Source organism: Calothrix sp. PCC 6303 (assembly GCF_000317435.1).
Taxonomy (GTDB): Bacteria; Cyanobacteriota; Cyanobacteriia; order Cyanobacteriales; family Nostocaceae; genus PCC-6303.
In genome coordinates, this window is sequence record NC_019751.1 from 451,413 (window position 1) to 473,990 (window position 22,578).

Below are 22,578 nucleotides of genomic sequence, written 5' to 3' on the forward strand. Positions count from 1 at the left end.
CCACAAATTATTTAGAATGATTGATAATTTTTTGATGTGTATTGGCATCACTACCTAATTCAGCTAATCGACTAATTAGTTGTATAGATATTCCACTATCACGAGCCGCGATATTAACTGATTCTCCAGAACGCACATTGATTAAAAACTGTTCGATCCGTTTCCATAATCGGGAATCATCGGAAATTAAACCTTGTTGTCGAGCAATATTCAATCCGCGATTTATTTGTTGTAATTGATTATTAAAGTTTGAATAAATAGTTGATTCGGGAATCAGATTGAAAGTTGGTAAAATTTCTAAAGTGTGATAGCTCGACTTATTTTTCCCCGCCACAACTTGGAATAAATAAACTTGCCTTTTCAATTTCCCTTTTGTAACAACTGTGAGCAAGCTTGTATTTGTACTCGGTAACTGCGGCAGTTTTAATTTATTAATCTGTCGTAAATGTATGACTGTTGCTCCCGACTGTTCGCACTGCTGTGATAATCCAGTTAGACAACCATCAACGTCGAGAGATACAAACGCTGGATTATCCAACCATACTTTTTCGGCAATTTCGCCAGTTTTAATAAAAGAAATATTTACCCCATATCCAGGTGATAATTCAATTTGTGGTATCTTCGTCGAACTATTTCCAGTCGCAATATCCTGAGAAATTTGCTTTACACCTTGTCTAATTTCAGTAGCATTTACTGTTGATAAATTAGCAAGTGGTAAATAAATAAAAGAAATAATAGCTATACTTTTCCACTGCCTAATGCCCATTACTACCTCACCTAAAACTGGAAAGTTTTATTGACAAATACCTGAACCTCAGTACCCGCTTTGACGAACCAAACATCCTCTCTCCGTTGAATCTCCTGTAATGCTTGTTGATTGCGCTGCAATATCTGTTGGGTTAAGGGTTCAAAACCTCCTTCCAAAACTGCTCCCAAAATATTGGAACGATTTCTTCTAATTGAAGAGAAAGAAGTTGTACCACCGAAACCGCTATTCGTTGAGGTTTGTTCTTCTTTAGGTTGATTGATAACCTTACCAACTTTTGCTAACGAACCAACCGCAAAGGTTTCCGCATCCCGCGAAGCTATTTCCCCACCTTTATCACCCCAGGAAGAAGCTATCAAAGGTTGACCAGATTTACCCCGAATTGCGATCGCTCCTTCGGGTAATATATATTCATTCCCATCAATTACCGCTCCTGTCGCTTCCAGTTCAACAAATCCTGATTTCTGAATATCTTTGACTTGAACTATTATTTGTGTTGCTTTTGGCAAAATAACCAAACCTTCTTTGGTAGTTAAAGGTTTAGAAAGTTGAATGATAAATTTATCTTGTTGTGGTTGCTTGGCAGAGTTAACAGCAGCACTATTAGGCTGATTTTTAGTCCAAATTAAAGGTGTCACTAATTTTCCAGAACTAGATGAACCTACTGTTAATTGTTGTGTTTCTGGATTACCAATAATTAAAGCTTCTTCTTCATGAAGTGGTTCAATTTCCAAATCATTAGTTGTGGGAACTATTTGATTTGAATTTGATGTTACTGAAATTAAAGTAGCACTGGTAATACTTGGTGCTTGTTGTTCATTAAGTGTGGTATTAGTCGTATTATTTGGCAGAGATTCAGAATTAGATGCAATTTCAACATTTCCATAACTTCCCAAACTGCTAATTTCCCTCCATTGCTCCATTGGGTTAATATCTTTTTCCTGTTTGGTTAAAGATTTAGACACAGATGCTGGATTTACTTGATTTTTAACTGGTTGATTTCTCGATGTATAAGGAATATTACGAGGGTTGTAGCTAACTCTTTGAGGGATTGAACGTGGTATGTAAGCAACTTGACTTCTTGGTACTTCTCTTGGAATAATCTGAGAAGATACAGTTTTGCTGCGTTGATTTATTGTTTGACTATTGCGTCTGACAATCTGGGTTTTAGGACTTTTGGAACGCTCCACTGATTTGATTTTGTCAGCTTGGGTAGAGAGTGCTAATTCAGCTTTAAGCTTTCCTGTTTCTGTTACTTGAGAGTTATCAGCAATTTCTAGCTTCGGCTTATCTACTTCCTGGTTAGCAATCGTAGGTGCAATCTTGGGTTTACCCGACATAATGCTATTTAAAACCGTTGCAGCAGCACCGAAAACAACAAGCATTACTAAACCCACTACACCAAATTTGGCGAAAGGATTACCGTAAAAAGTCGGCTGGGTTTTACCTACTTGGGGATCATCAAATAATTCATGAGTAGCAACTGGGTTAGAAGCTAAATTTTGACTATTTATTTCTACTTCCGGTGATTCTTCTGAAGCAACAGGTTTTGTTTGGTTTGATAATTGATTCTCATCATTTAAACCAAGTAATTTTGCAAAACTTGCTTCATCCCAATTACCATTCAATTCATGATTTTCCGTTTCCTGTTCTGGCATTATAAATTCTCCTGTGGTAAATCTCGAATTGCATAAATCTCTAATCCGCTAGCACGAACTTGATAAATTACTGCGGCTAATCCACTCACATTTGCTGGAGATTCAGGAGCTTCTACTGCTCGAACAAATATCTCTTTATTAAAGGGTATTACTTCCCCTAAATTATTACCCTGGTCAAATATAGTTAGATTAGCAATCATTTTTACTTTCCATTTCCCCTCTTCAATTTTTATTGGTGACTGAATTGAAAGTGGGACTAAAACAACTTGAGTTGTACCTTTAAAAACTCCTGGTGGTGTCATGTCAGCCAGCATTTTTAAAAACTCTTTACGGAAATCTTCTGATAATGCGTAGGATGCTTGCCAAGCTTCCGATGTCACTTTATTTCCTCTCAATCCCCGCTCTCCAATACTGATTCCCTTATCAGGTTTTGGTTTTGCACTTTCTTCAACGTTGGTAGGTGGTAAATTTCCCGACCAATTCATCATTAAAGTCATGGTGTCGGAGACAAAATGTGCTACTACTTGGGGAGTGCGATCGCTATTTCCTAATGGTGCCACTTTTATTGATTTTCCTGTTTCCAATTGCACCAAAGAGGGTGGTGGCTTTTTATTCAATTGTGAGTAGGAACCGTAGATTAATATCAGGAGAAAGAAGGTAATCAAATGTAATCCGAAAGTCCCAACTGTAAATAATGCTAAAGTATCGCCAGTTGAGAATCTTTTAGATGCACGATTTAAAAATCTGAGTCTTTTATTTTGAGTAGATTCTGAATTGAGATCATTCATGCTGTTTGAGTTTATATAAATGCTATTAGTTATTAGCCCTTAGCAATTAGCAAAAAAATAATACTCTATTATCTGTATAAAATTATGATTCCTATCTAACCAAATGACTTATTAGCTAACCGCTAACAGCCTCATTTATTAACCATTCTCGTCACAAAATTAGAAAGACCAAAACTCGCAATACTGGAAAAACTCCTAAAAACTGCCATCCCTCCACCTGCGGCTAGAAGTACAGATAAAATTGGAGCTAGAACACCGATTGCAAATGCAAAAATCATCGGGTCGTTGTTATCAGCATTTAAAACCATCGTAGCTACCAAGCCAGAAATAATATTGAAACAAAGCTTTATCATTCCCACTGAAAAGAAACCTGTTAACCATGCAAAAATCGCTTTTGAACCAACGGGAAGTAGGGAACCTCCGACAGCCAAAGGACCAAGCAAAGCGGTTAATAACATGCAGACTTCGATTATCCACTGGAATGCGATCGCAAGTGCAAACAACCAACCTCTCACCGCTAACTGAAAAATGTTGGTGTTGAAAAAATCGCTGATGCTTTTCACCCATTCAGGACGATTATCTTGGTCTAAATCAGCTTCAATGTCCTTTGCTTGTGCGGCAGCATTCTGTAGGCATTCGGCTTGTTGTGTGGGGTCTGCGATCGCATTACACTGATTAACGAGTGATTGAATTGCATCTCCTTTACCTGTTTTGAGCATTATTTGCTGATAAGCTTCTTGGAGTTGGATGGAGGCAGATGTGGAAGCTAAAAGGGTCTGATTTGTTTGGTTAATCACTGTTCTCAATCCTTTTGTCGCAATCGCTAATGGCTGACCATTATTAGCAAGTAGGGCTATTACAACGATTGTCCAGATTAGTTCTGTGAACCCCTTAGAACTGTCCCCGTCAATCATTTCTTTTGTCCATTGGACGATAAAAATTAGGAGAGTCCCAACTGCAAAGAAGATGCCAAGATTTGCGATCGCACTATATAATCCTCCTTGTAATACGTCATCCCATAACTTATCGATTGACTTAGCCACAGCTTCACTAGCAGCAATACCATCTTCTGTAATAGTAGAAGCAGCTTCTCCGGGATTTGGTGTATTTGTTTGAGAAAAAATTAATCCGTATTTCAAAAAATAGTAGAACATACGGTTAAATATTTAATTAGAATAAACGAGCTTGAGATGCTGTGCGTAAATTATTAAATCCTTGTCCAACCACCTCTTTTTGCTTAGTTTGATTTTGTCCATCTAAAGAACGAGAAATGTTAGTTAAATTCAAGTTAGCTAAATCTTGAGATTGTTTTGATTTTAATCCGTCCATTCGCATTGCTCCTAGAACCCCTGCTATTTGAGTATTTTGTTGGGCAATACGTTTCATCACATTTTGGGTAACTACTTCTTCTTGTGCAGCTTCTCCTGAATTTTCAACTTGTTCGATAGAAGTTTGGGTTTTTTCAACTTGCTGTTTCGTAATTTGTTGACCCTGTTTACTCAAAGTGCTATCAGAATAAGCACGGGTAATTTGACGGTCAACTTCATTTGTTGCTTTATCAACACTATTAATTGCACTATTATTTGAAGCTACAATCTCCTCAATTTTTCCCCTTACTTCTGTTGCATCAGGTAAACCCAATGCACCAACTGACTTATTCACTGCTGCTTGTAAATCTCCCTGCAATGAATCAGACAAATCTCCTAATTTACGAGAGATTGTTGAGGAAATATATTTGTTTATCGAGCCTAATTGCTCTTGCCACTGGTCAAATACTTTTGTAATGGGATTTGATATCTCTAATGCCGATGCGCTGGAAATACTTACTGTCGAGATTACACCCATACCAACTATAGCAACTACTAATTTGTTTGGTTTCTTCATATCTCAATCATTCGCTTCCTATTAATTGCTTAGAAAATTCTGCAATCGCCATAAATTTATCTGAATATTTGAGTAATGCTTGTGTTCTCCTTTCTTGCTCTGACGGATTATTTGCCACTACTGCGAGTAAATTAAACGGCGGATAGTAACGACAGAAAGTAAATACTCCGTTATCATCCAACAACCATTGTGAGTAAAAGCCCTCCTTTTTAGGAAAGAAACTTTCTGTAGCATTGCGAGAAATAATCTCTTGAGGATATTTCAAAATATTCTCAAAGCTATCAATAGCAGTGGGTTGAATTCGCCCAATTAACCGAGTGGTTAAATTCTGGAAGATCTTAGAACCAGATGGAGATTTTGCGATTGTATCGGGGTCTTGGGCGGATAGAATTACCCTGATACCAGCTTTTGCACCATTAGCACAAAGCCTACCAACCAAAGACGCGATCGCATCAAATTCAAACAAAATTGGGCTTTCATCAATAAAAAAGATGCTTGCTGGAGATGCTAATGCTCGTCGTAATGCCGCGCTGTAAGCACTCAAACTCAAAATTGCTGCATCTTCATCGTTGGACAGGTTACGCAGTGCAAAGATTAAAAGTTGGGCATCGCTGCGGAAGGTAGAAGGTTGTGCTAAGGCTTGTCCAACCCGACTAGAAAGCCAGAATCTTAACCTTAACCGAATAGTTTCTAAAGCAGCTTTAGTATCTCCAGTGAGGGAATCCAACCGCAAACGTTCGTGGGAGCAAAAACCTAGAAAGTCATGCAATGTCGGCATTACAGACCATTCGTCTGAGCCAAAGCCGTTAATATATGCAGCCGCATAGCGATCGCGTATCAATTCATCTCCAAAAAACGCTTTCAAAGCTAGAGCAATAAGCGATCGCACGTTATCTGTAAGCATATTCGATTCCTGACTACCTTTGCGGTTTCCTGAAACCATTGCGAGAATTGCATTTGCAAGAAAATCTTTGTAATCTTCAAACCTTTCCTGCTGCAACTTTGGTGGTAAATCCCGTAAATTTGGTAACTCAAACAAGTTACTTGATTCCTTCCCGATATCAAAATATGCACCATCCTTACCCATGAATTGGGTGTAATCGGTAAAAGTGCTGGTTCCATCGGGTTTCGGATAATCCATCGCTACCACTGGCATTCCATGAGCTAATGCCTGAGTAAGAATTCCAGAAGCCAGAACACTTTTACCTGCACGAGTTGTGGCAAACAATCCTAAGTTTTTATGCTCCTTGTACAAATCGAGAAATACTGGTGTTCCTCCTTCTTCTGCAATTAACTCGAAACCGTCACTATCCCCGGCTTTGGTTCGCACCAAGGGCATTAATCCTGGAACTTCACCGCTCAAATACAGCAACCTTCGATTAAAAGGTGCAGTCATCAAGCGTTCCCAAACTATTGGTAAAGTTTGTAACCAAATGCGCCAGGGATATTCGGTTTCTCTAACAACCCAAGCTGGACGCAGAAAGCAGGATTGTAAGTAACGGCAAGCTTCGTCTAATTGTTCGCGGGTTTTGCGGTATACCAAAAACACCGTCGCAACATGAATTGGAACAGCACCTTCATAAAGTTCTTCTTGTGCGGCAACAGACTTTTTGATGTTGAGTAGTGATTTTACGTCAACTGAGTTTTTATTCTGTGCAAGTGTAGCTGATGTGTTTGCTTGTTTGGTCAAACGCTGCATATTAGTTTTTACCAACGTTTCCGAAGCTCGCATCAACTGACAGTAAATCTCGGTGTCGTAAACCCTTTCTCTTGATAAAACCTCCCATAAATAATGCATTTGTCGTTCTTTATCTGCCCAACCACCGGGTTTCTCCACGAAGGTGAGGGCTGCAATGTATTTTTCTTGGAGATGCACCCATCGTCTATCTGCGATGGGGATGGAAGACTCGGATTCCATGAGAAAAGATGTGGGGGCAACATCTGAATAAATTTCCTCTCGTAGTCCGTTGTCGTCGAGAATTAAGAGTTGGGGAATTGGACGGGGTGGTGTGTTGTTAAATCGCTGCCATAGTTGTTCCCAGAGCGTATCTGCATTTATTGGGCGGATATCTAGCCCCATTTTGTTTGATAGTAGTTGTTCCCATAGTTGGAATCCATCGGTAAAGGATGCGTGTAATAGTCTTTCGATAGCGATGAATTGGAGTTCGTTGATTTCTCCTGTGAATGATTTCCACGAACGTTCTAATTTCGAGAGGATTTTTTCAATAGCATCACTTGTGCCAGTGCTATTGGTTTCAACGGTATAAGTGCAATAAAGACGTAGGTTTTTCGGTTTGCGAACTCCTTGATTTGTGAGTTGTTGTGTTCTACATCTTTCTCCCATCAAGAGATATTGCAGTTCTTTGTTAGGGGCAATATCACTTAAATTCTGAAGTTGTTGCTGTCGTGATGTGTCGTTGGTAAACGAACTGAGATGGATTGTTAAACGTTCTCCATTAGGTAAATCTTTTAAACCTGATTCAATTGCATCAAACACAGGGTCAATTTGTTCGTTGCGTAATGTGGAATGAATACCTGGACATTCAAATCCAAATTGAATCAGGAAATTATCAACTCCTTTGCGTAGGAGATAAGCACCAACTGAACGTCCTTGGAGATTTATTTGCAGCATTGTAAAAGGAGCAAATGCATCTTCAATAGGCGTTAGGGAAAGTTTATTCCCTCCATTATCAATAATTCGTTTACCAACTTTTTGATTTGACACTCACACAACAACCTACATTTTTTTGACTTTGCTTCCTTTTTTTGAATCTATAACTGGCTGGTACAAACATCGGATACGTGTCCAATTAGGGGTAGTAACAAATTTAGATAAAATACGCCAACTACCATTGGCTGTAAGAATCCACCATGTTGCTATTCCCGAAGCTGCGACTGCACAAGTCCAAACCCAATTAAGCCTAAATAAACCATGTATCAAGTAGTAAGAAAGTCCACAAATTATTGCCCAAGGAATTAATTGATCTGCGGGGAATGGTCCGATGTTTGCCTGCTTCCCAAGAGTCGCATTAACTTTACGGTACTTTGATTTTTCCTCCATATTTTTATTAGTGAGTAGTGAGTGGCGAGTAGTGAGTAGTGCAGAGGCATAGCGGCTTAGAATTAACCTCAAATCTTTCCCTCTACTCGCTACTCACTATTCACCCTCCTCCCCCTCCTCCAATAATCAAATTTGCCAGAATATCACCCATCGTTACTGCAATCAAAATAATCATTGGTGTTCGGGCTAAATTTTGCCAATCTTCATCCTGCCTTGCCGCTTGAACAACCCGTACTAAAGAAATTCCCAAGTACAATATGAATAATCCTCTTAGTACATTAAACGATAAAGTAATTGCTGTATCTGCACCTGTAAATTGTGATGTCATCCAAGTTTCTGCATTTTGAAAAAATTGTGCTTGTACTGGAGTAGAAAGAGCATCTAAGAGTAGGAATGTGCCGAAAAGTGTGAATGCCGATGAAGTTATTTTGTACCTTTGTGAAAAGTTAGCGATGGTGTTGAAGAAACCGTCCAACTCGCGTCGAAAAAATATTGCGTTCACTCCCAATGTTGAAATAGTCAATGTTGTGATTCCAATCAAACTGGGGTTAATAACTACATCTAGGATTGTTGTGGTAGTTGCTATCAGCATTAATTGAGATGAACGGGGGTTATTTCCTTGACCAAAGAGGCAGGGGGAAAAGGAGCAGAGAGCGGGGGGAGCAAGCCCCGCCCTGTAAGGGCGTTCTTGCTGGGTCGGCGAAGTGCAAGCTCCGTTCCAATTTTCCCCCTTGCTCCCTGCCCCCTGCCCCTTTTCCTCTTCTTGGCGCGAGTGGGAATATAAAGACGGTTTCGAGTGCATAGGAATCAAAACAATGTTTTCTTGCCTCCCAAATTAACCCCCAAGCTATTGAACTTTCATCAACCAATTGTTAGATATCTAACTATTATTTTTCTCTGATAAAAGTATTTTAAAAATAGGTTTGATTCATTACTAAATATATGTGTGTAAACACTGCATTTTCAGTTATGAAAGTGTTGATAAATACAAAATCTTCCATAACTTATGTATTTTTTAGTAATTCATCAGTAAAAATATCACAATGCATTTTGTGTAGTATACATACAAATATTTGTCCCTAGAAAAGGCAGCAGAAAACAGATTCCTCTGCTCCCCGCTCCCTGCTTCTTTTTCAACGTTGGGCATTTCTAATAATTCCGTAAGCAGAGTCAAACAAAACTGATGCGGTTCCTGTTTCACCGTGGCGTGCTTTAGCAACGATGAGTTCTAAAATTCCCTTATCAACTGTCTCCCGGTCATAATATTCATCGCGGTAGGCAAGAATGATATTGTCTGCAACCATCTCCAAAATCCCCGATTGTGATAAGTCGCTCATCATGGGACGTTTGTTGTTTCTTCCTTCTACTCCCCTGGAAATTTGGGACAGTGCTAATATTGGAACGCCCAAGTCACCTGCCAGTTTGTACAATCCTCGTGCCACATCACCGAGTTCGTAACTACGATTTCCCTTAGTGTCGGGAGCCATCATTTGCAGGTAATCAACTATCACCAGTCCTAATTCCCCTTCTCTGGCTAAAATTTGACGACATTCTGAAGCAATTCCGGCAACTGCTATTCCCCGACTGTCGTTGATATATAGTGGTAATTCGCTGGAAATATTGGCAATTTTGACAATGCTGGTAAATTCACATTCAGATAGTGGATTGTAACCTGAACGGTGGCGACGAATTCTGTCGGTTTTCAGTGGTCTAATTTGGATTGGTTCGTATTCTTTGTTGATGCTAATTGCGCTCCACAGTCGATATTCTAGCTGCATTTTTGTCATTTCGAGAGAGAAAATAGCTACTGGTAAGTTCTGATTCTGTATCATCCCCAATGCTAGATTCATGGCAATCATTGACTTCCCCATTGATGGGCGACCTGCAATAATGGTCAGTGTACCTGGTTCAAATCCAATGATGAGTTTGTCGAGTTCTTGAAATCCCGTTGGATAAATCGGTTTGTTGGATGCTAAGTTGCTGTAAGCGTGACATGCGATGGTGCTATTGTGTTCGGTATTTGTACGAAATTCTTGATTCGAGACTTGGTATAGTTTTTGCTGGGAAGCTTCAATAATCTCAGGTAAATCTGTTTCTATTTGGTAAGCTAATTGGTTGATTTCGCTGCTGACTCCAATTAATCTGCGCCGAATGTATTTATCCATCACCAATTCGGCTAGTGCATCAATATTTATGGCAGATACTGTGTGATGGAGCAATGATACCAGTTTATTTCTGCCACCAATTTTGATGAGTAAGTTGGCATCGTGAAGCCAATCAATGACTGTCAGTAAATCGGTTGGTTTTCCTTGATGGTGTAGTCGCAGTAGGATTTGGTAAATTTCTTTGTGGGAAGAAGCGTAAAATGCATCGGGTACGAGATATTCGCACACCCGACTGATGGCGATGGGATCTAGTAAAATCCCTCCGAGTATTGCTTCTTCTGCTTCAATGTTTGCTGGGGGTAATTTGTCTATCATGTTGCTCAATTAATTTCTGTTACAAGAAGAAAGGCAGAAGCGGCACGTTTTCGGGGGCAGATGACTCGGCAAACGTGCCGCTCTGCCAAAATGGTTTAAAGTCCCGTTCTGATTTCGGCGTGAGCGCTCCGCTCACGAAACGTCTAAATTTATCTATGGGGATTCATTCCCTCCTGCCTCCTTCAATTATTTCTTCTGCAAGTCTTTCTTTGATTCGCAGTTCTTCTTGCCATTGTTCAAATGCGTTGTGATATTCGCTTTGCTTGGGCTGTTTGATTCTGTTCTCTAGAAAACTTTGATAGTAAACTTCCCAACGATTTTGTCCAGCTTTGTTTTTGTGAGCTAGCCATGCTTCTAGGTCATTTATTTCTTGGCGAAGATTCTTCGTCTTTTCTTGGCAATAATTCAAAAAATTCTCGCGCTCGTTATCTGAGAGAGTTTGAATAAAGTCTGAATAAGTCTGAATAGTCTGAAGGGAACTAGACTCTTTACTGGGAGAAGGTTTCGGCGGTTGATTTTCTGGGATTCCAGAATTTTTTCTGAGATTCCAGAATTTTTTCTGGGATTCCAGAATTTTTTCTGAGATCCCAGAATTTTTTCTGAGATCCCGTAATTTTTCTGGATTCTCAGAATTTTCTTCTTGTTGAGAATCCACCCATTCGATAGTGAACTTTCCTGACTTTATAGTGATTGCATTACTTTCCTTGAGCTTCCCAATTGCTTCATAGACGCTACTTTCTGGGAGAAGCCACCGTATTGCAAACTCTTTGGGGATAACTGTAATGCTGCGATCGCAAAATGGGTTTTCATATCTCAGTGCTAAATGAACAAAGGCTGTATTGTTGATTAGTTTGGCTTGACGTAGGGCAATCAGTTCAGCTTTTTGTAAGGGATAAAATTCACCCTGTACTTTACCCTGCTTATCTTTTCGTGGTTTTGGTATCACGATTTAATATCCTCAAAAACTACTCGTTATATTTTCAGTAGCTATCTTTATGAGAAGCTACGTAAACTGCGTAAAGAAGGTGAATTTTTTAGTTCGCTGTCTCAAATGCCGAAGGATTTTCAGGATAATTTTTGGCTCAAAATTCGCAACGAAGAACCCTCATGGAGAGGAAAAGTATTTTCCGCAAGTCACAGCGATGTTAGAAAAATTCTCATTCTTCTTAATTGAGCGATAGGCAAGTAGTGCTGATACGGGTAAGCTAGCTTCTTAGTTTGATAGTCTTGGCGCAGCAATATATACTTAAACTCGACAAATACTGTCAAGTTTGCAGAGAGAGATTCTTTCTGTCACTCTTGATACTTATCCAAAAATCTTGACTGTATTCCATTCAAAACAAATCATCCTAAAGGAATAAATTTTGCTCTCTACTGATTAATATCCTATTGGATGGATGCAGTAAATAGAATCTTGGTTTTCATGTAATTCTTATCTGACAAAGCTTTTAATTGATATCTAATGGATGTTGGATACGTGTAAAATAATAATAGATTAAACAATATTATACAGCTTGATATTAAGCACTAATTCTCTTAGAAAGTAAGCAATTGTCAAAATCGAGATAAGTGTGTATAAATAATTAAAGGTGTATGTTTTCGCTGCAAATTCATCCAGTTAAGCGTATTTCATTCCAATTGTATCGTTCGACAATTCTCGATTCTTTCTCTGCTGTTCGATGGGGGTCTAACTGCAACATGAGAAAGGGTCAAACATTTTTACTGAAAATAGTTTCGAGATCTCGCGCAAAAGTTGAGACATGGGTTGGCGTAGTTTATCTATATGACTTCAGCAGTGACCACTCTCTAGTGGAGTATGGCAATTTCTAGCGTGGCAAATGTTAATTTTATTTCCGCTTTCATTCTGACGAATTGGAGTAAGTGTAACGGCTTTAAGGATTTTCAAAAACCAATCTAGTAGTCTGTCAAACTTATTTTGACGGTTAGAGAGATGGGATAAATCGCCGTTTTTACAGAAAATCTATCCGTCAATTAGGTCTTGACACACTACTAGTCGTGAAATCAAAAAAACTCGACTGAGATTAATTTGACTGTCAAAGTTACCATCTCGTGCAGAACTTTTGACAATTAAGCAAGTATCAATTCGATTGGACAAAGGTTTTAGGTGTAGTTCAATTTTTCGTCGGATTAGTTATGGGGAATGGAAGAAGGGTTCATTGGATTGATACCACTCACTAACTCTGGTAGTAGGAAAATCTATCTAGCAATTTAACTTACTCATAATCATAAGCAATTGTATTTCGGTAATCTACATATTAGTTCTCCACTAACAGAAATTTTTCAGTAACGAACTAACATAAAAATAATCGGATCGATACAGAACAATGACGATTTCCAAAAAAGTAGCAGATATCTTATGGGCAGTAGCAGAGAGATACTTAGCTTCTCTGCCAGAAGAGGAACGAAATCAAATTTTGAGTCGTGCGGCGAACAATTGCGCTCGATCTACCACTGAACAAACCACTTCCTCGACTAATTCATGAAATATGGCAGTTAGTTCCTCTCTGGTGACTGCTTCCCAAAACCCCAAACTAGCGGCAATGCCACGCAAAACCTGGGTTCTGCTGGCATCTGCTACTATATCTAGCTCTGAAGTTTTTAATAAACTTTCTAATTTTTGTTCTTTAATCTTGATTGTGCTGTGAAAATCGGGGTCATTTAGTCGCTTCAGCTTCAGGATTTGCTGTTGTAACTCCAGTATCTCGACTGGGACTACTTCTGTGGTTTCGACTGGCATATGATCAGCGAGACTTTCAGCCTTTTGCTTTAATGCTTGAATTGTATTATCGATGGCATCTTCCAACCGAAAATAAGTTCGCACATCACATTTTCTCTGTTGACGTGGTTTTGGGTATGCACCTGGACATTTCAGGTGTTCGTAAGTTTTACCATTTATTGTTGTCGATCGCTTCTCCATCGTCGAACCGCACTTAGCACATTTACATAATCCCACCAACGGGTTTGTACTGTACTTACGCCTACCACAGGGATGGGTAGCCAAGATTTGGATTATCTGCTGATGCTGTCCGACCGATATAATCCCTTCATGGGTTGATTGTAAAGTTAACTTTTTATCGGAATTAAAAGGGTAATAGCAGACCATCCCACATAATTGAGGATTTTCTAGCCATCGCCGGAATGAGGATACATCTCTGGGGAAATCTTCAAATTTAAATTTACCAACACGCTCTAACCCATATTTCTCAGTTAATTTTCTAATACTTTTTGATAATTCTCCTGACTCGATAAATATTTCCACACATTCACGAGCAATATCAATATGCGTTTGATTTGTATCTCTGTATTGCTTAGTATTGGGGACAACAGTATCACCATCTTTGACAAAGCCAAATATTGCTTGGTAAATCTTTCTCTTTTCTTGAAAATACCTGTGTCCTTGAGTGGCGTTATATCGATTTTTATCCCTAACCTGTGCCGACATTGCCGCTAGTATGCGACTGGTAAATAAGCCTTCTGGGGTTTCTAAATCTAAACTCCCACCATCAAGAAATATTAATTCGACCCCAAACTCCTGTAATTCCTGCCGGGCAACTTCCCAACCCAATGCAGATCGAGTGAATCGGTCAAAACACGGCACAATGATTTTATCAACAGTACGCGATCGCACTAATTCCAAAACCCGGTTATAGCCTTTACGCTTCTCGCTAGCACCTGATTCTATATCCCAATGTATTTGCTCTTCGGTTAAACCATACTGTTTCAACCGATCAATATAACGCTCTAATCCATGCCCTTCTGTATGTTGGCGCTGGGTACTAACCCGACAATAACCCAATGCTCTCGATAAATCGCGCATAATCAAGTGTTTTCAAGACGATTTACCAAATCATATCAGATTTAGTGGTAGTTAGTGAAACCGCCACATACAACGTCGCCTAATACGTCGTAGGATACGAAGTCAACATCTTGGTAAGCACCGTTTTCTTCTAGGAAGTTAATAGCGGTGATAATACCACGACCTGCACAACCTACACCGGGTTCTGGACCACCTGATTCCACGCACTTAACGCCACGGAAACCAGTCAACATTACTTCTTCGAGTTCTAGATCTTCAACTGCACCACGTTCAGCAGCCAAAGATAACACTGTGGTTTGTGCTTTAGAGTGAAGCATCAAACGGGTGGAATCTGCTTTAGGGTCGCAACCAACGATGAGAATCCGCTGTCCCATTTCTGCCATCGCAGCAAGGGTGTTTTGTGATGTGGTAGATTTACCAATACCACCTTTACCGTAAAAAGCGATCTGTCTAATACTTTTGTCAACAGCCATGATTCTCTCCTGTAGTTGGTTGGCTTATACGTCTTCGAGTTATAAATGCGGTAGGTTTAATGTTACCGCTGGGGTGAACGTCACCAGGATGGGGTGGTGGGCGTTCAACCGCTTGGCTGTTTGATTGGTTTTGCATATGATTTGAATTGCGAATTTTTAGGGATTTAGGAGTAGTTGAACTCCTAGTTTTTCATGAGTGAGCCGACAGATTGAACTACGATGTTGGGGCTAATGCGATCGCGTAATCTGGCTTCGATGGCAATTTTCAGGGTAGCGGTGCTGCTAGAGCAGGAACCACAGGCACCTTGGAGTAATACTTGGACGATATCGCCGTCTACGTCGTATAGTTCTACGTCTCCCCCGTCGGCGATTAATACGGGTCGGACTTCTTCATCTAAAACTTTTTGGATTAAGGCTATTTTTTGGACGTTGGTGAGGGGTCTTGGTGTTACCTCAGTCGTATTAATACTAGGAATATTTGCTGTGATTGATACAGGCTTTTCGTTAATAACAGATTGGATAATATCGTCGATTGTTGCTAGGCAAGAGCCACAGCCACCGCCAGCTTTGACGTAGTTTGTAACTTCTTCGGCTGTCTTAAGATTATTTTCAACTATTACACGTTTAATTTTTGTATCGCTGATGCCAAAACAAGTACAAATTAGTGCGCCTTCATCGTCATCATCGTGGGTATCACGTTCGATGCCGCGATAGTTAAAGATAGCAGCTTCGAGGGCTTCTTGTCCCATGACAGAGCAATGCATCTTGGCTTCAGGAAGTCCACCCAGGAAGTCTGCAATTTCTCTGTTTGTTACTTTGAGGGCTTCATCTAGGGTTAAACCTTTGACCAATTCTACCAGCGCTTCCGAAGATGCGATCGCACTGGTGCATCCGAAGGTTTGGAATCTAGCATCCAGAATCTTATCGCTGGCGATATCAATTTTTAGGTGTAATCTTAGAGCATCACCACAAGCAATGCTACCAATTTCACCAGTGGAAACTTTGATTCCTACTTCATTGCTTTCTTCTATTGTACCTTGATTCTTCGGATTGTAAAAGAGTTCTAATACCTTATCTGTGTAGTCCCACATATTGCCTAAGTAGAGTTATGAGTTTAGCTTGCTTCTGCGGAGAAAGTTGAGAAAGGGCTATTAGCCGTTAGCTAAAAGAAGAGTGAATAAGCACACTCTAGCCTTTTGCTCCCATCAAAGTTTGTTCGTGCTGTTGTAACCAACTTGCTTGATCATCACCAAAGGGAGACAGGGCACGCAAACGTTCAATAATACTGGGCATCACAGCAATGACTGCATCGATTTCTTCCTCTGTGGTGTAGCGACAGAGGCTGAAGCGAATTGAGCCGTGCAGAATGGTATAGGGAATACCCATTGCCCGGAGAACATGGGATGGTTCCAAAGAGCCAGAACTGCAAGCAGAACCGGAGGAAGCGCAAATTCCATATTGGTTCAAACCAAATAGAATCGCTTCACCTTCGATAAACTTGAAACCAATGTTGCTGGTGTTGGGTAAGCGGTTGTTGATATCGCCATTTACCTCGCAATCGGGAATTAACTTTAGCAGAGTTTGCTCCAAGCGATCGCGTAATTTGCTTTCCCGCTTTGTTGCCTCTTCCAAATGCATCAATTCCAATTCTGCGGCTTTACCTAAAGCAATCAAACCAGGTACATTTTCAGTTCCAGCCCGTCTTCCCCGTTGCTGTCCTCCACCAATCATCATTGGACGGAAGCGAACACCACGACGAATATACAATGCACCAATGCCTTTGGGAGCATGAATTTTGTGACCTGACATTGTTAACATATCGATGGTGCTAGTTTTCATATTTAGGGGAATTTTTCCCACAGCTTGCACTGCATCAACGTGAAACAAAGCACCGCGTTCTTTTACCCGCATCCCAATTTGCTCAATGGGAAATATTGTCCCAGTTTCGTTGTTTGCATACATAATCGAAACTAGTGCAGTGTTGCCAGTTAGCGCAGCTTCCAACTCGTATAAATCTAGTTGCCCTTGATGATCAACTGATAAATAAGTAACTGAATAACCTTGGCTTTCTAATTGTTTACACTGCGTTAGTACCGCTGGGTGTTCAACCTGAGTTGTAATAATGTGCCGTTTCTCTGGTTGTGCTAAGAGTGCAGCCCGAATTGCTGCATTATCACCTTCGGTACCACCACTAGTAAAAATAATCTCGGTTTCATCAGCACCTAGTAAAGCTGCCACCTGTTGACGAGCTTTGTTTACGGCTTTCCCAACTTGTCCACCAAAGCGGTGCATACTGGAAGGATTACCATATAGTTCACTAAAGTAAGGCAGCATTACCTCAACAACTTCAGGATCTACTTTTGTTGTGGCGTTATTATCAAGGTAAATACAATCTTTTAGCATTTTTGTCAATCTAAATACTGAATGTTGAGTGTTAATTGAAAATGGATAATTGAGAGAATATAACTTTTCTTGTCCAGACATTTATGCTGATGTCATTAACTTAAATTAGTAGCCGATATATTGACGAAAATAAGTTATGAATCAAGATCTAGCCTACCACTTTTTTCTTCAATTCTTGGGAATAGTTTTTTGAATAACGATTAAACCACCTTTCCCAATAATTATCTTTTTTAGTTAGCTTATCTATACTTTTTTTGTAACTATCAAACCATCCATCCCAGTAATTCAAGGGTTCTTTGACACAACCATCACAAGTTGGACAACCCGCTGCACATTGAGCAACAGTGTGAATACTCCCAACACAATTTGTACAAAGATTTGGATCAATCCAACGTTCACCATTAATAACTTTAATTGCACCTGTGGGACAGACTGTAAGACACAAATCGCAGGAAATACACTTGCTTGTGATTTTGTAAGTCATGATAGCGCTCCTCTCAGGGTATTTGAAGAGTATAAGAATTAAGGAGGAGAGCTAAGAGTGGTAGAGGGGAATTAGGAGTTGTAAATTAAATCTTAAAGAAGATTAATAACTAATAACTCATATTTCCCAGGTGATAAATCAACTACTACCTAATAAACTCTTAACCCTAAACTCCTAATCTATTTAATTGATTCTTGGTAGTATTCCAAAGCAACTTTCTCAATCATGTCGTAAGCTTCGACAACTTCGATTCCGGCATTATTAAGTTTTTCTTTGGGTGATTCACCAACTTTAGAAACTAATACTGCTTTACAATCTGAGATTGCTTCAATAATTTTTTCCATTGTGGCTTTTTCGCTATATCCACCTTGGCAGAAATGATCTACCTTCCGGTGTCCAACATATTTAACTTCGCTACCATCGACTTCATAAATTTGGAATTCTTTGGCATGTCCGAAATGTTGGTTAACTAACCCACCACCTTTAGTTGCTACTGCTACTAAAACTTTGATTTTTTCGTTTACAGGTGTGGAATTTGATTCCTTAACTACAGCTTTAGCTGCGTTCAATTCCGCTCTGAATTTTTCGATGCCTTCTTGAACTTCTTGACGAGTTGTCAGATCATATTCGGGAGACATTTCCATGAATTTATCTTTGGTAAATTCTTGGCTACGATCTTCTCCTAATAAACCGACTGCATCTGCACGGCATTGACGACAGTGACGCATCATTTTCATGTTGCCTGCACATTTGTCTTGGACTTCTTTGAGTTCAGCGGGTTTTGGTCCGCGTTGTCCAGTTAAACCAAAGTGGGTACCATGTTCGGGTGCAGAAATCAGGGGCATGATGTTGTGTAAGAAGGCACCATTTTCCCGAATCATCTTGTTGACTTCAACTAGATGCTGGTCGTTGATACCGGGAATCATCACCGAATTGACTTTGCAAAGAATATCGGCTTCTCTGAGTGCCTGTAAGCCTTCCATCTGTTTTTCTAACAGAATTTTGGCTCCTTCAACACCTCTGTAGCGTTTGCGTTTGTAGTGAACCCAGGAGTAGATTTGGGCACCGATTTCAGGGTCGATGGTATTTAAGGTGATGGTAACGTGGTCAATATTGAGTTGTTTGATGCGATCGATATATTCAGTCAGCATCAAACCATTGGTTGATAAACAAAGCTTGATGTCGGGTGCTTTGTCTGCAATTAACTCAAAGGTACGGAAGGTTTTCTCTGGGTTTGCTAACGGATCACCAGGTCCGGCAATACCCAGAACGGTCATTTGAGGGATTTTGCTGGCAACTACTAATACTTTGTGTGCAGCTTCTTCGGGGGTAAGTAATTCACTAACTACGCCGGGGCGACTTTCGTTAGCACAGTCATATTTCCGATTACAATAGTTGCATTGAATATTGCAGGCTGGAGCAACGGCTACGTGCATCCTTGCATAGTGATGATGTGCTTCCTCACTATAACATGGGTGGTTAGCAATCCTAGCTTTGATGCTTTCGTCCATTTCCACGGCGGCGCTTTTGCTCGTACATCCGCAATCACCAGTTTTTGACTGGGTTGGCGTGGTTTCAGTGATGGGAAGATTAACTAGCCCTGTTGACTGTGGTGTCATTGAATTTCGCAAATGTCGGGTAATTGTGCTGCCACCGTGGGAGATTGAGAGGTTTTAACCCATGAACTAGAAGAAACGAAGTTACGTCTGAAACTCACATTGTCCTGTTGGAGCAAACCTTTGGGGGTTCACATTGGGCAGGTTTTTTACCCTTTTCTTTCAGCAGGTGTGTGTCAACGCTTGAGATCTAGGTGGAAATTTATGTGCGTCCAGACGCAACTTCTTCCACAGGGGCATGGTGCTATCTCATCCCTCCACTCACTCTGGAGTGTCGTTTCGATTTCAAATCAATTAGATTTGATTTCTTCAGGACGCTTTGAGTGATTGGCGATATAAGGTTTATATCAGTTAGTTAAATAGGGTTAAGTTTTGTTGTCTGGATAAGACTTATTGAACTTATTAGGTGTTGTACTCAATCTCGCAAATGCAGATATGAAGAGAGATTGGAGAGATTGAAAAATTTTTTTTGGGTAGGGGTACTAGTGTTTGCGAGTAATGGCTCAAGTATTTACGATGATGAGGATATGCATTCTTGCACTCGCCTATGATCTTTTTGTGGTAAAGGTTTGATGCCAATTTTTAAGTTTCTTTAAGTTGAATTAGATGCACTCAAACTAGGTCTAAATACCGGACAATTAACCAGCCAAGGGTGAAAGAAGTAGACTCTTTTGGCTTTTGTCAACTTTTGGCTGTTATGTTAACTAAAACCTTGGCTTTGCTATCTTGGGGTACATTATCTGGGTTACTGATATATTAGTGAGAAAGTCACAAGTAGGTGGGTGTTGAAAGTTGTGATTATGGGAAGGCTATAGGCATTAGTGGTAAGAGCAAACATTTGATCTGGTTGTGTCTCCTGTTAGGGTTTGTAAGAAGACCTTTAAGTCGATTTACATTACATAGGGGAAAAATTTGGGGACTTTGCTTTCCAAATAGTTTTTAATAAGTTACGTTTATTACCATATACATACTTACATTAAATTTGTGCGACTATTAAAATCTGAAACGGATAAATTTTGTTTATTCCCAAAAATTGCAAATTTTATTTATGTGTCCAACATATCACTTTTTTTTTGAGAAAGAATCCAATTTATCTTTTTTTAATCATTGGGGATAAGTAGAAGGGAATAAAAATTCTATGAATTCGTAACCTCTAAAACCTCCAGATTCAACAGCCTAGGGGCAAGCCGCTAAATATTCCCATCCAAGTATGTAAGGGATTTTACGATTAATGATGACCGAATAGGCAGGGGAAATTCATGAGTAGGGAGCGGGGGGACTGAGATATTTCCCTTGCGTGAAGCGGAGTGGAACATGGGTCAGAGGTAAATTAAGGTTTCATTATCAATACCTCTGCCAAATTAAGAGGATTCAACGCCCGTAGAAACGTGATGAATACGCCCTAAAGAAGTAAGCTTGGCAAAAATCCGGGTTAATAAAATAGGCTCAGGGATTTCTGGAAGCATTTTTAAGATCTCATGGACATATCGAAAGCCACGATAATGAGCCTTAAGATCAATAATGCCGGAGTCAGGATTCAGGATGCGGAAATCAGCGAGAAGATGATGAGATAAATTAACCATAAAGAATGCTAGATTAGCAGCATTAGTCACCGCAGTTTGACCGATGTTCATAAAGTCTTCCAATCCCCAAAATTGCTTGGCATCACGGAAGTTAAACTCGATCTGAAAGCGTAGTTTGTAGTAGTCAATTATTTTCTCAGATGACAACTTTAGGTCACTAGAAAACAGAATTACGTGACTGCGAGCATTAGTTTTCAGATTTGTTTTCACCAAAATAACTACATTCAGGGACTGGGCAAATTCTTTGTGCAGTAAAGTAGCTTGGTAACTATCGGTTTGGATATCCTCTTCGATACTACTTTGACGCAAATATTCATCAGAAATATTACGCCAGTCTAGTTTATCTCCGTATTTACGGCGTGAACGATGATTAGGGTCAGGATTTTGGTAAGGTATGTATAATGCTGAATCGTGGCGTAACTTGGAAATTATATGTAAGTTGACCTGTCGAGCCATCTGCAAAGCATTATTGTTTCCAAAATGACCATCTAAGACTAAGTAAGTCAGTGGGATAAAGTTAGCTACCAGCTTGACTAGCTCATTAATCATCTTCTTAATTCTGAGTAATTCAGATGTGAGAATTACTTCGGTCTTGTTTTTATTTTTACTCCCTTTTGGTCGTCCACGTCCACGTTTTTCTTTGGCTTTTATTTCTGGTCTTAACGATACGCTACTTTTTTCTATATCGCTCTTTATCACCTGTTCTACCTGAATTGGAAATGAGTGCCTTTGTTCAACACTTACTAATGATAATGTAAAGAAAGATAGCCCTGATATTGGCTTACTTACTAGGCTGGAAAAGAATCTATCCAACCCATAAGTTTTTTTCCCGGATTTACTTACTACAACTTCATCTCCTGCAAGTAAATACACCTCATTCGCACGGAACAAATGCTTGCGGAAAAATAGCCAAAACAATGTCGCCCAAGGGATTACCGTATGAAAAAATCTCAACATCGTCCGATAACTACCACCACTACCTGTCCAACGAGAAATTCCCAACATAGTGACTCGCCCGCTCATCGCTAACATTGCCAAGATTATTTGGTTCAATTGCTTCATCGTTGTAGCATTTATCTGCGGCAGGAAGCACTGTAACAATGATAAAATGTCAAACATGGGCGCACATAGTGGTTTTTGAGTTGTCGTTGTGAGAGACAATAACTCTACTACGAAACGCCCTACCTCTTCCTCTTCATCCTCTTACTTTGGCGAAGGTATTGATTATATATTTTGTTTTTTCAGTACTTAACTAGCTTGAAAAAGTAGGTAGTGAGTAGAAAATAGTAAAGAGCAAATTTGAATTAGGGGAACAGTATGAATTTGGAGCCGATTTCTATCGACATTAATGATATTAATTATTAATAGCTAGAAAAATTGTTCCTGATGAGCAATTAAAAATGAAGATAAAGTTAAGTCGAAGGTAGAAAAAACCCCACAAAAAATTTGTGGGGTTTAAGGGGAGATTGTAATATGGGTGCGGAAGGCTAATAGCGATCGCATACCACGCACAACAATATAATATTGGTTATCTATTCCCGAAA

At 39.7% G+C, this 22,578-nt stretch carries 18 protein-coding genes and 1 pseudogene; all 19 read right to left on the reverse strand.

All coding sequences use genetic code 11. From position 1 onward, the window contains the following. Window positions 1-7: 7 nt before the first annotated feature. The 19 genes and pseudogenes from CAL6303_RS01865 to CAL6303_RS01945 all read right to left on the reverse strand — a co-directional run bounded on the left by CAL6303_RS01865 (window position 8) and on the right by CAL6303_RS01945 (window position 22,153). A complete protein-coding gene (locus CAL6303_RS01865; protein WP_015196117.1) occupies window positions 8-766 on the reverse strand; it encodes a hypothetical protein in 759 nt (252 codons plus the stop codon). 11 nt (window positions 767-777) lie between these two features. Continuing rightward, complete coding sequence (locus CAL6303_RS01870; RefSeq protein WP_015196118.1) at window positions 778-2,424, reverse strand: TrbI/VirB10 family protein; 1,647 nt, start codon at window positions 2,422-2,424, stop codon at window positions 778-780. Next, on the reverse strand, window positions 2,424-3,212 hold the full coding sequence (locus CAL6303_RS01875; protein WP_015196119.1) for a hypothetical protein: 789 nt from the start codon (window positions 3,210-3,212) through the stop codon (window positions 2,424-2,426). Before CAL6303_RS01875 ends, CAL6303_RS01870 begins: the two co-directional genes overlap by 1 nt. 131 nt (window positions 3,213-3,343) lie before the next feature. Next, a complete protein-coding gene (locus CAL6303_RS01880; protein WP_015196120.1) occupies window positions 3,344-4,366 on the reverse strand; it encodes a hypothetical protein in 1,023 nt (340 codons plus the stop codon). Window positions 4,367-4,382: 16 nt separating this feature from the next. Next, window positions 4,383-5,096, reverse strand: a complete 714-nt coding sequence (locus tag CAL6303_RS01885) for a hypothetical protein (protein ID WP_015196121.1) — start codon at window positions 5,094-5,096, stop codon at window positions 4,383-4,385. 7 nt (window positions 5,097-5,103) lie between these two features. Continuing rightward, window positions 5,104-7,821, reverse strand: a complete 2,718-nt coding sequence (locus CAL6303_RS01890; protein ID WP_015196122.1) for a hypothetical protein — start codon at window positions 7,819-7,821, stop codon at window positions 5,104-5,106. Between the two features lie 12 nt (window positions 7,822-7,833). Continuing rightward, complete coding sequence (locus CAL6303_RS01895) at window positions 7,834-8,157, reverse strand: hypothetical protein (protein WP_015196123.1); 324 nt, start codon at window positions 8,155-8,157, stop codon at window positions 7,834-7,836. Between the two features lie 100 nt (window positions 8,158-8,257). Continuing rightward, entirely contained in the window at window positions 8,258-8,749 is a 492-nt protein-coding gene (locus tag CAL6303_RS01900) for a hypothetical protein (RefSeq protein WP_415748898.1), read from the reverse strand. 541 nt (window positions 8,750-9,290) lie between these two features. Beyond that, on the reverse strand, window positions 9,291-10,637 hold the full coding sequence (dnaB, locus tag CAL6303_RS01905; RefSeq protein WP_015196125.1) for a replicative DNA helicase: 1,347 nt from the start codon (window positions 10,635-10,637) through the stop codon (window positions 9,291-9,293). Window positions 10,638-10,800: 163 nt separating this feature from the next. Then, window positions 10,801-11,583, reverse strand: coding sequence for a hypothetical protein (locus CAL6303_RS01910; RefSeq protein ID WP_015196126.1), 783 nt, complete (start codon window positions 11,581-11,583; stop codon window positions 10,801-10,803). A gap of 1,035 nt (window positions 11,584-12,618) precedes the next feature. After that, window positions 12,619-12,753, reverse strand: a complete 135-nt coding sequence (locus CAL6303_RS31355; protein WP_255348443.1) for a hypothetical protein — start codon at window positions 12,751-12,753, stop codon at window positions 12,619-12,621. A 312-nt stretch (window positions 12,754-13,065) separates the two neighbouring features. Continuing rightward, window positions 13,066-14,475: a fdxN element excision recombinase XisF gene (gene xisF, locus CAL6303_RS01915; RefSeq protein WP_015196128.1), complete on the reverse strand. Its 1,410-nt coding sequence runs from the start codon at window positions 14,473-14,475 to the stop codon at window positions 13,066-13,068. A gap of 56 nt (window positions 14,476-14,531) precedes the next feature. Then, a pseudogene (locus tag CAL6303_RS01920) lies at window positions 14,532-14,948 on the reverse strand (AAA family ATPase); the annotation flags it as partial. Continuing rightward, the gene (locus CAL6303_RS30180; RefSeq protein ID WP_158333127.1) at window positions 14,938-15,084 is read right to left on the reverse strand and encodes a hypothetical protein; all 147 of its coding nucleotides are present in this window, start codon (window positions 15,082-15,084) and stop codon (window positions 14,938-14,940) included. The pseudogene CAL6303_RS01920 and the gene CAL6303_RS30180, both read right to left, overlap by 11 nt. A 46-nt stretch (window positions 15,085-15,130) precedes the next feature. Continuing rightward, window positions 15,131-16,039: a Fe-S cluster assembly protein NifU gene (gene nifU, locus CAL6303_RS01925; protein ID WP_015196130.1), complete on the reverse strand. Its 909-nt coding sequence runs from the start codon at window positions 16,037-16,039 to the stop codon at window positions 15,131-15,133. Window positions 16,040-16,136: 97 nt separating this feature from the next. Beyond that, a complete protein-coding gene (gene nifS, locus CAL6303_RS01930) occupies window positions 16,137-17,351 on the reverse strand; it encodes a cysteine desulfurase NifS (RefSeq protein WP_041740145.1) in 1,215 nt (404 codons plus the stop codon). Between the two features lie 148 nt (window positions 17,352-17,499). After that, a complete protein-coding gene (locus tag CAL6303_RS01935) occupies window positions 17,500-17,835 on the reverse strand; it encodes a 4Fe-4S binding protein (RefSeq protein WP_015196132.1) in 336 nt (111 codons plus the stop codon). Between the two features lie 179 nt (window positions 17,836-18,014). Further along, window positions 18,015-19,454, reverse strand: a complete 1,440-nt coding sequence (nifB, locus tag CAL6303_RS01940) for a nitrogenase cofactor biosynthesis protein NifB (protein ID WP_015196133.1) — start codon at window positions 19,452-19,454, stop codon at window positions 18,015-18,017. Window positions 19,455-20,812: 1,358 nt separating this feature from the next. Beyond that, complete coding sequence (locus CAL6303_RS01945) at window positions 20,813-22,153, reverse strand: IS4 family transposase (protein ID WP_015196134.1); 1,341 nt, start codon at window positions 22,151-22,153, stop codon at window positions 20,813-20,815. Window positions 22,154-22,578: the final 425 nt, after the last annotated feature.

What these genes read in the sequence shown, in the direction of transcription:
- nifU (WP_015196130.1), bottom strand. Translation starts at nt 16,039, where the DNA reads ATGTGGGACTACACAGATAAGGTATTAGAACTCTTTTACAATCCGAAG.
- nifS (WP_041740145.1), bottom strand. Translation starts at nt 17,351, where the DNA reads ATGCTAAAAGATTGTATTTACCTTGATAATAACGCCACAACAAAAGTA.
- CAL6303_RS30180 (WP_158333127.1), bottom strand. Translation starts at nt 15,084, where the DNA reads ATGCAAAACCAATCAAACAGCCAAGCGGTTGAACGCCCACCACCCCAT.
- CAL6303_RS01895 (WP_015196123.1), bottom strand. Translation starts at nt 8,157, where the DNA reads ATGGAGGAAAAATCAAAGTACCGTAAAGTTAATGCGACTCTTGGGAAG.
- CAL6303_RS01945 (WP_015196134.1), bottom strand. Translation starts at nt 22,153, where the DNA reads ATGTTTGACATTTTATCATTGTTACAGTGCTTCCTGCCGCAGATAAAT.
- CAL6303_RS01875 (WP_015196119.1), bottom strand. Translation starts at nt 3,212, where the DNA reads ATGAATGATCTCAATTCAGAATCTACTCAAAATAAAAGACTCAGATTT.
- CAL6303_RS01870 (WP_015196118.1), bottom strand. Translation starts at nt 2,424, where the DNA reads ATGCCAGAACAGGAAACGGAAAATCATGAATTGAATGGTAATTGGGAT.
- CAL6303_RS01935 (WP_015196132.1), bottom strand. Translation starts at nt 17,835, where the DNA reads ATGACTTACAAAATCACAAGCAAGTGTATTTCCTGCGATTTGTGTCTT.
- CAL6303_RS01880 (WP_015196120.1), bottom strand. Translation starts at nt 4,366, where the DNA reads ATGTTCTACTATTTTTTGAAATACGGATTAATTTTTTCTCAAACAAAT.
- dnaB (WP_015196125.1), bottom strand. Translation starts at nt 10,637, where the DNA reads ATGATAGACAAATTACCCCCAGCAAACATTGAAGCAGAAGAAGCAATA.
- CAL6303_RS01865 (WP_015196117.1), bottom strand. Translation starts at nt 766, where the DNA reads ATGGGCATTAGGCAGTGGAAAAGTATAGCTATTATTTCTTTTATTTAT.
- nifB (WP_015196133.1), bottom strand. Translation starts at nt 19,454, where the DNA reads ATGACACCACAGTCAACAGGGCTAGTTAATCTTCCCATCACTGAAACC.
- CAL6303_RS01885 (WP_015196121.1), bottom strand. Translation starts at nt 5,096, where the DNA reads ATGAAGAAACCAAACAAATTAGTAGTTGCTATAGTTGGTATGGGTGTA.
- CAL6303_RS01900 (WP_415748898.1), bottom strand. Translation starts at nt 8,749, where the DNA reads ATGCTGATAGCAACTACCACAACAATCCTAGATGTAGTTATTAACCCC.
- xisF (WP_015196128.1), bottom strand. Translation starts at nt 14,475, where the DNA reads ATGCGCGATTTATCGAGAGCATTGGGTTATTGTCGGGTTAGTACCCAG.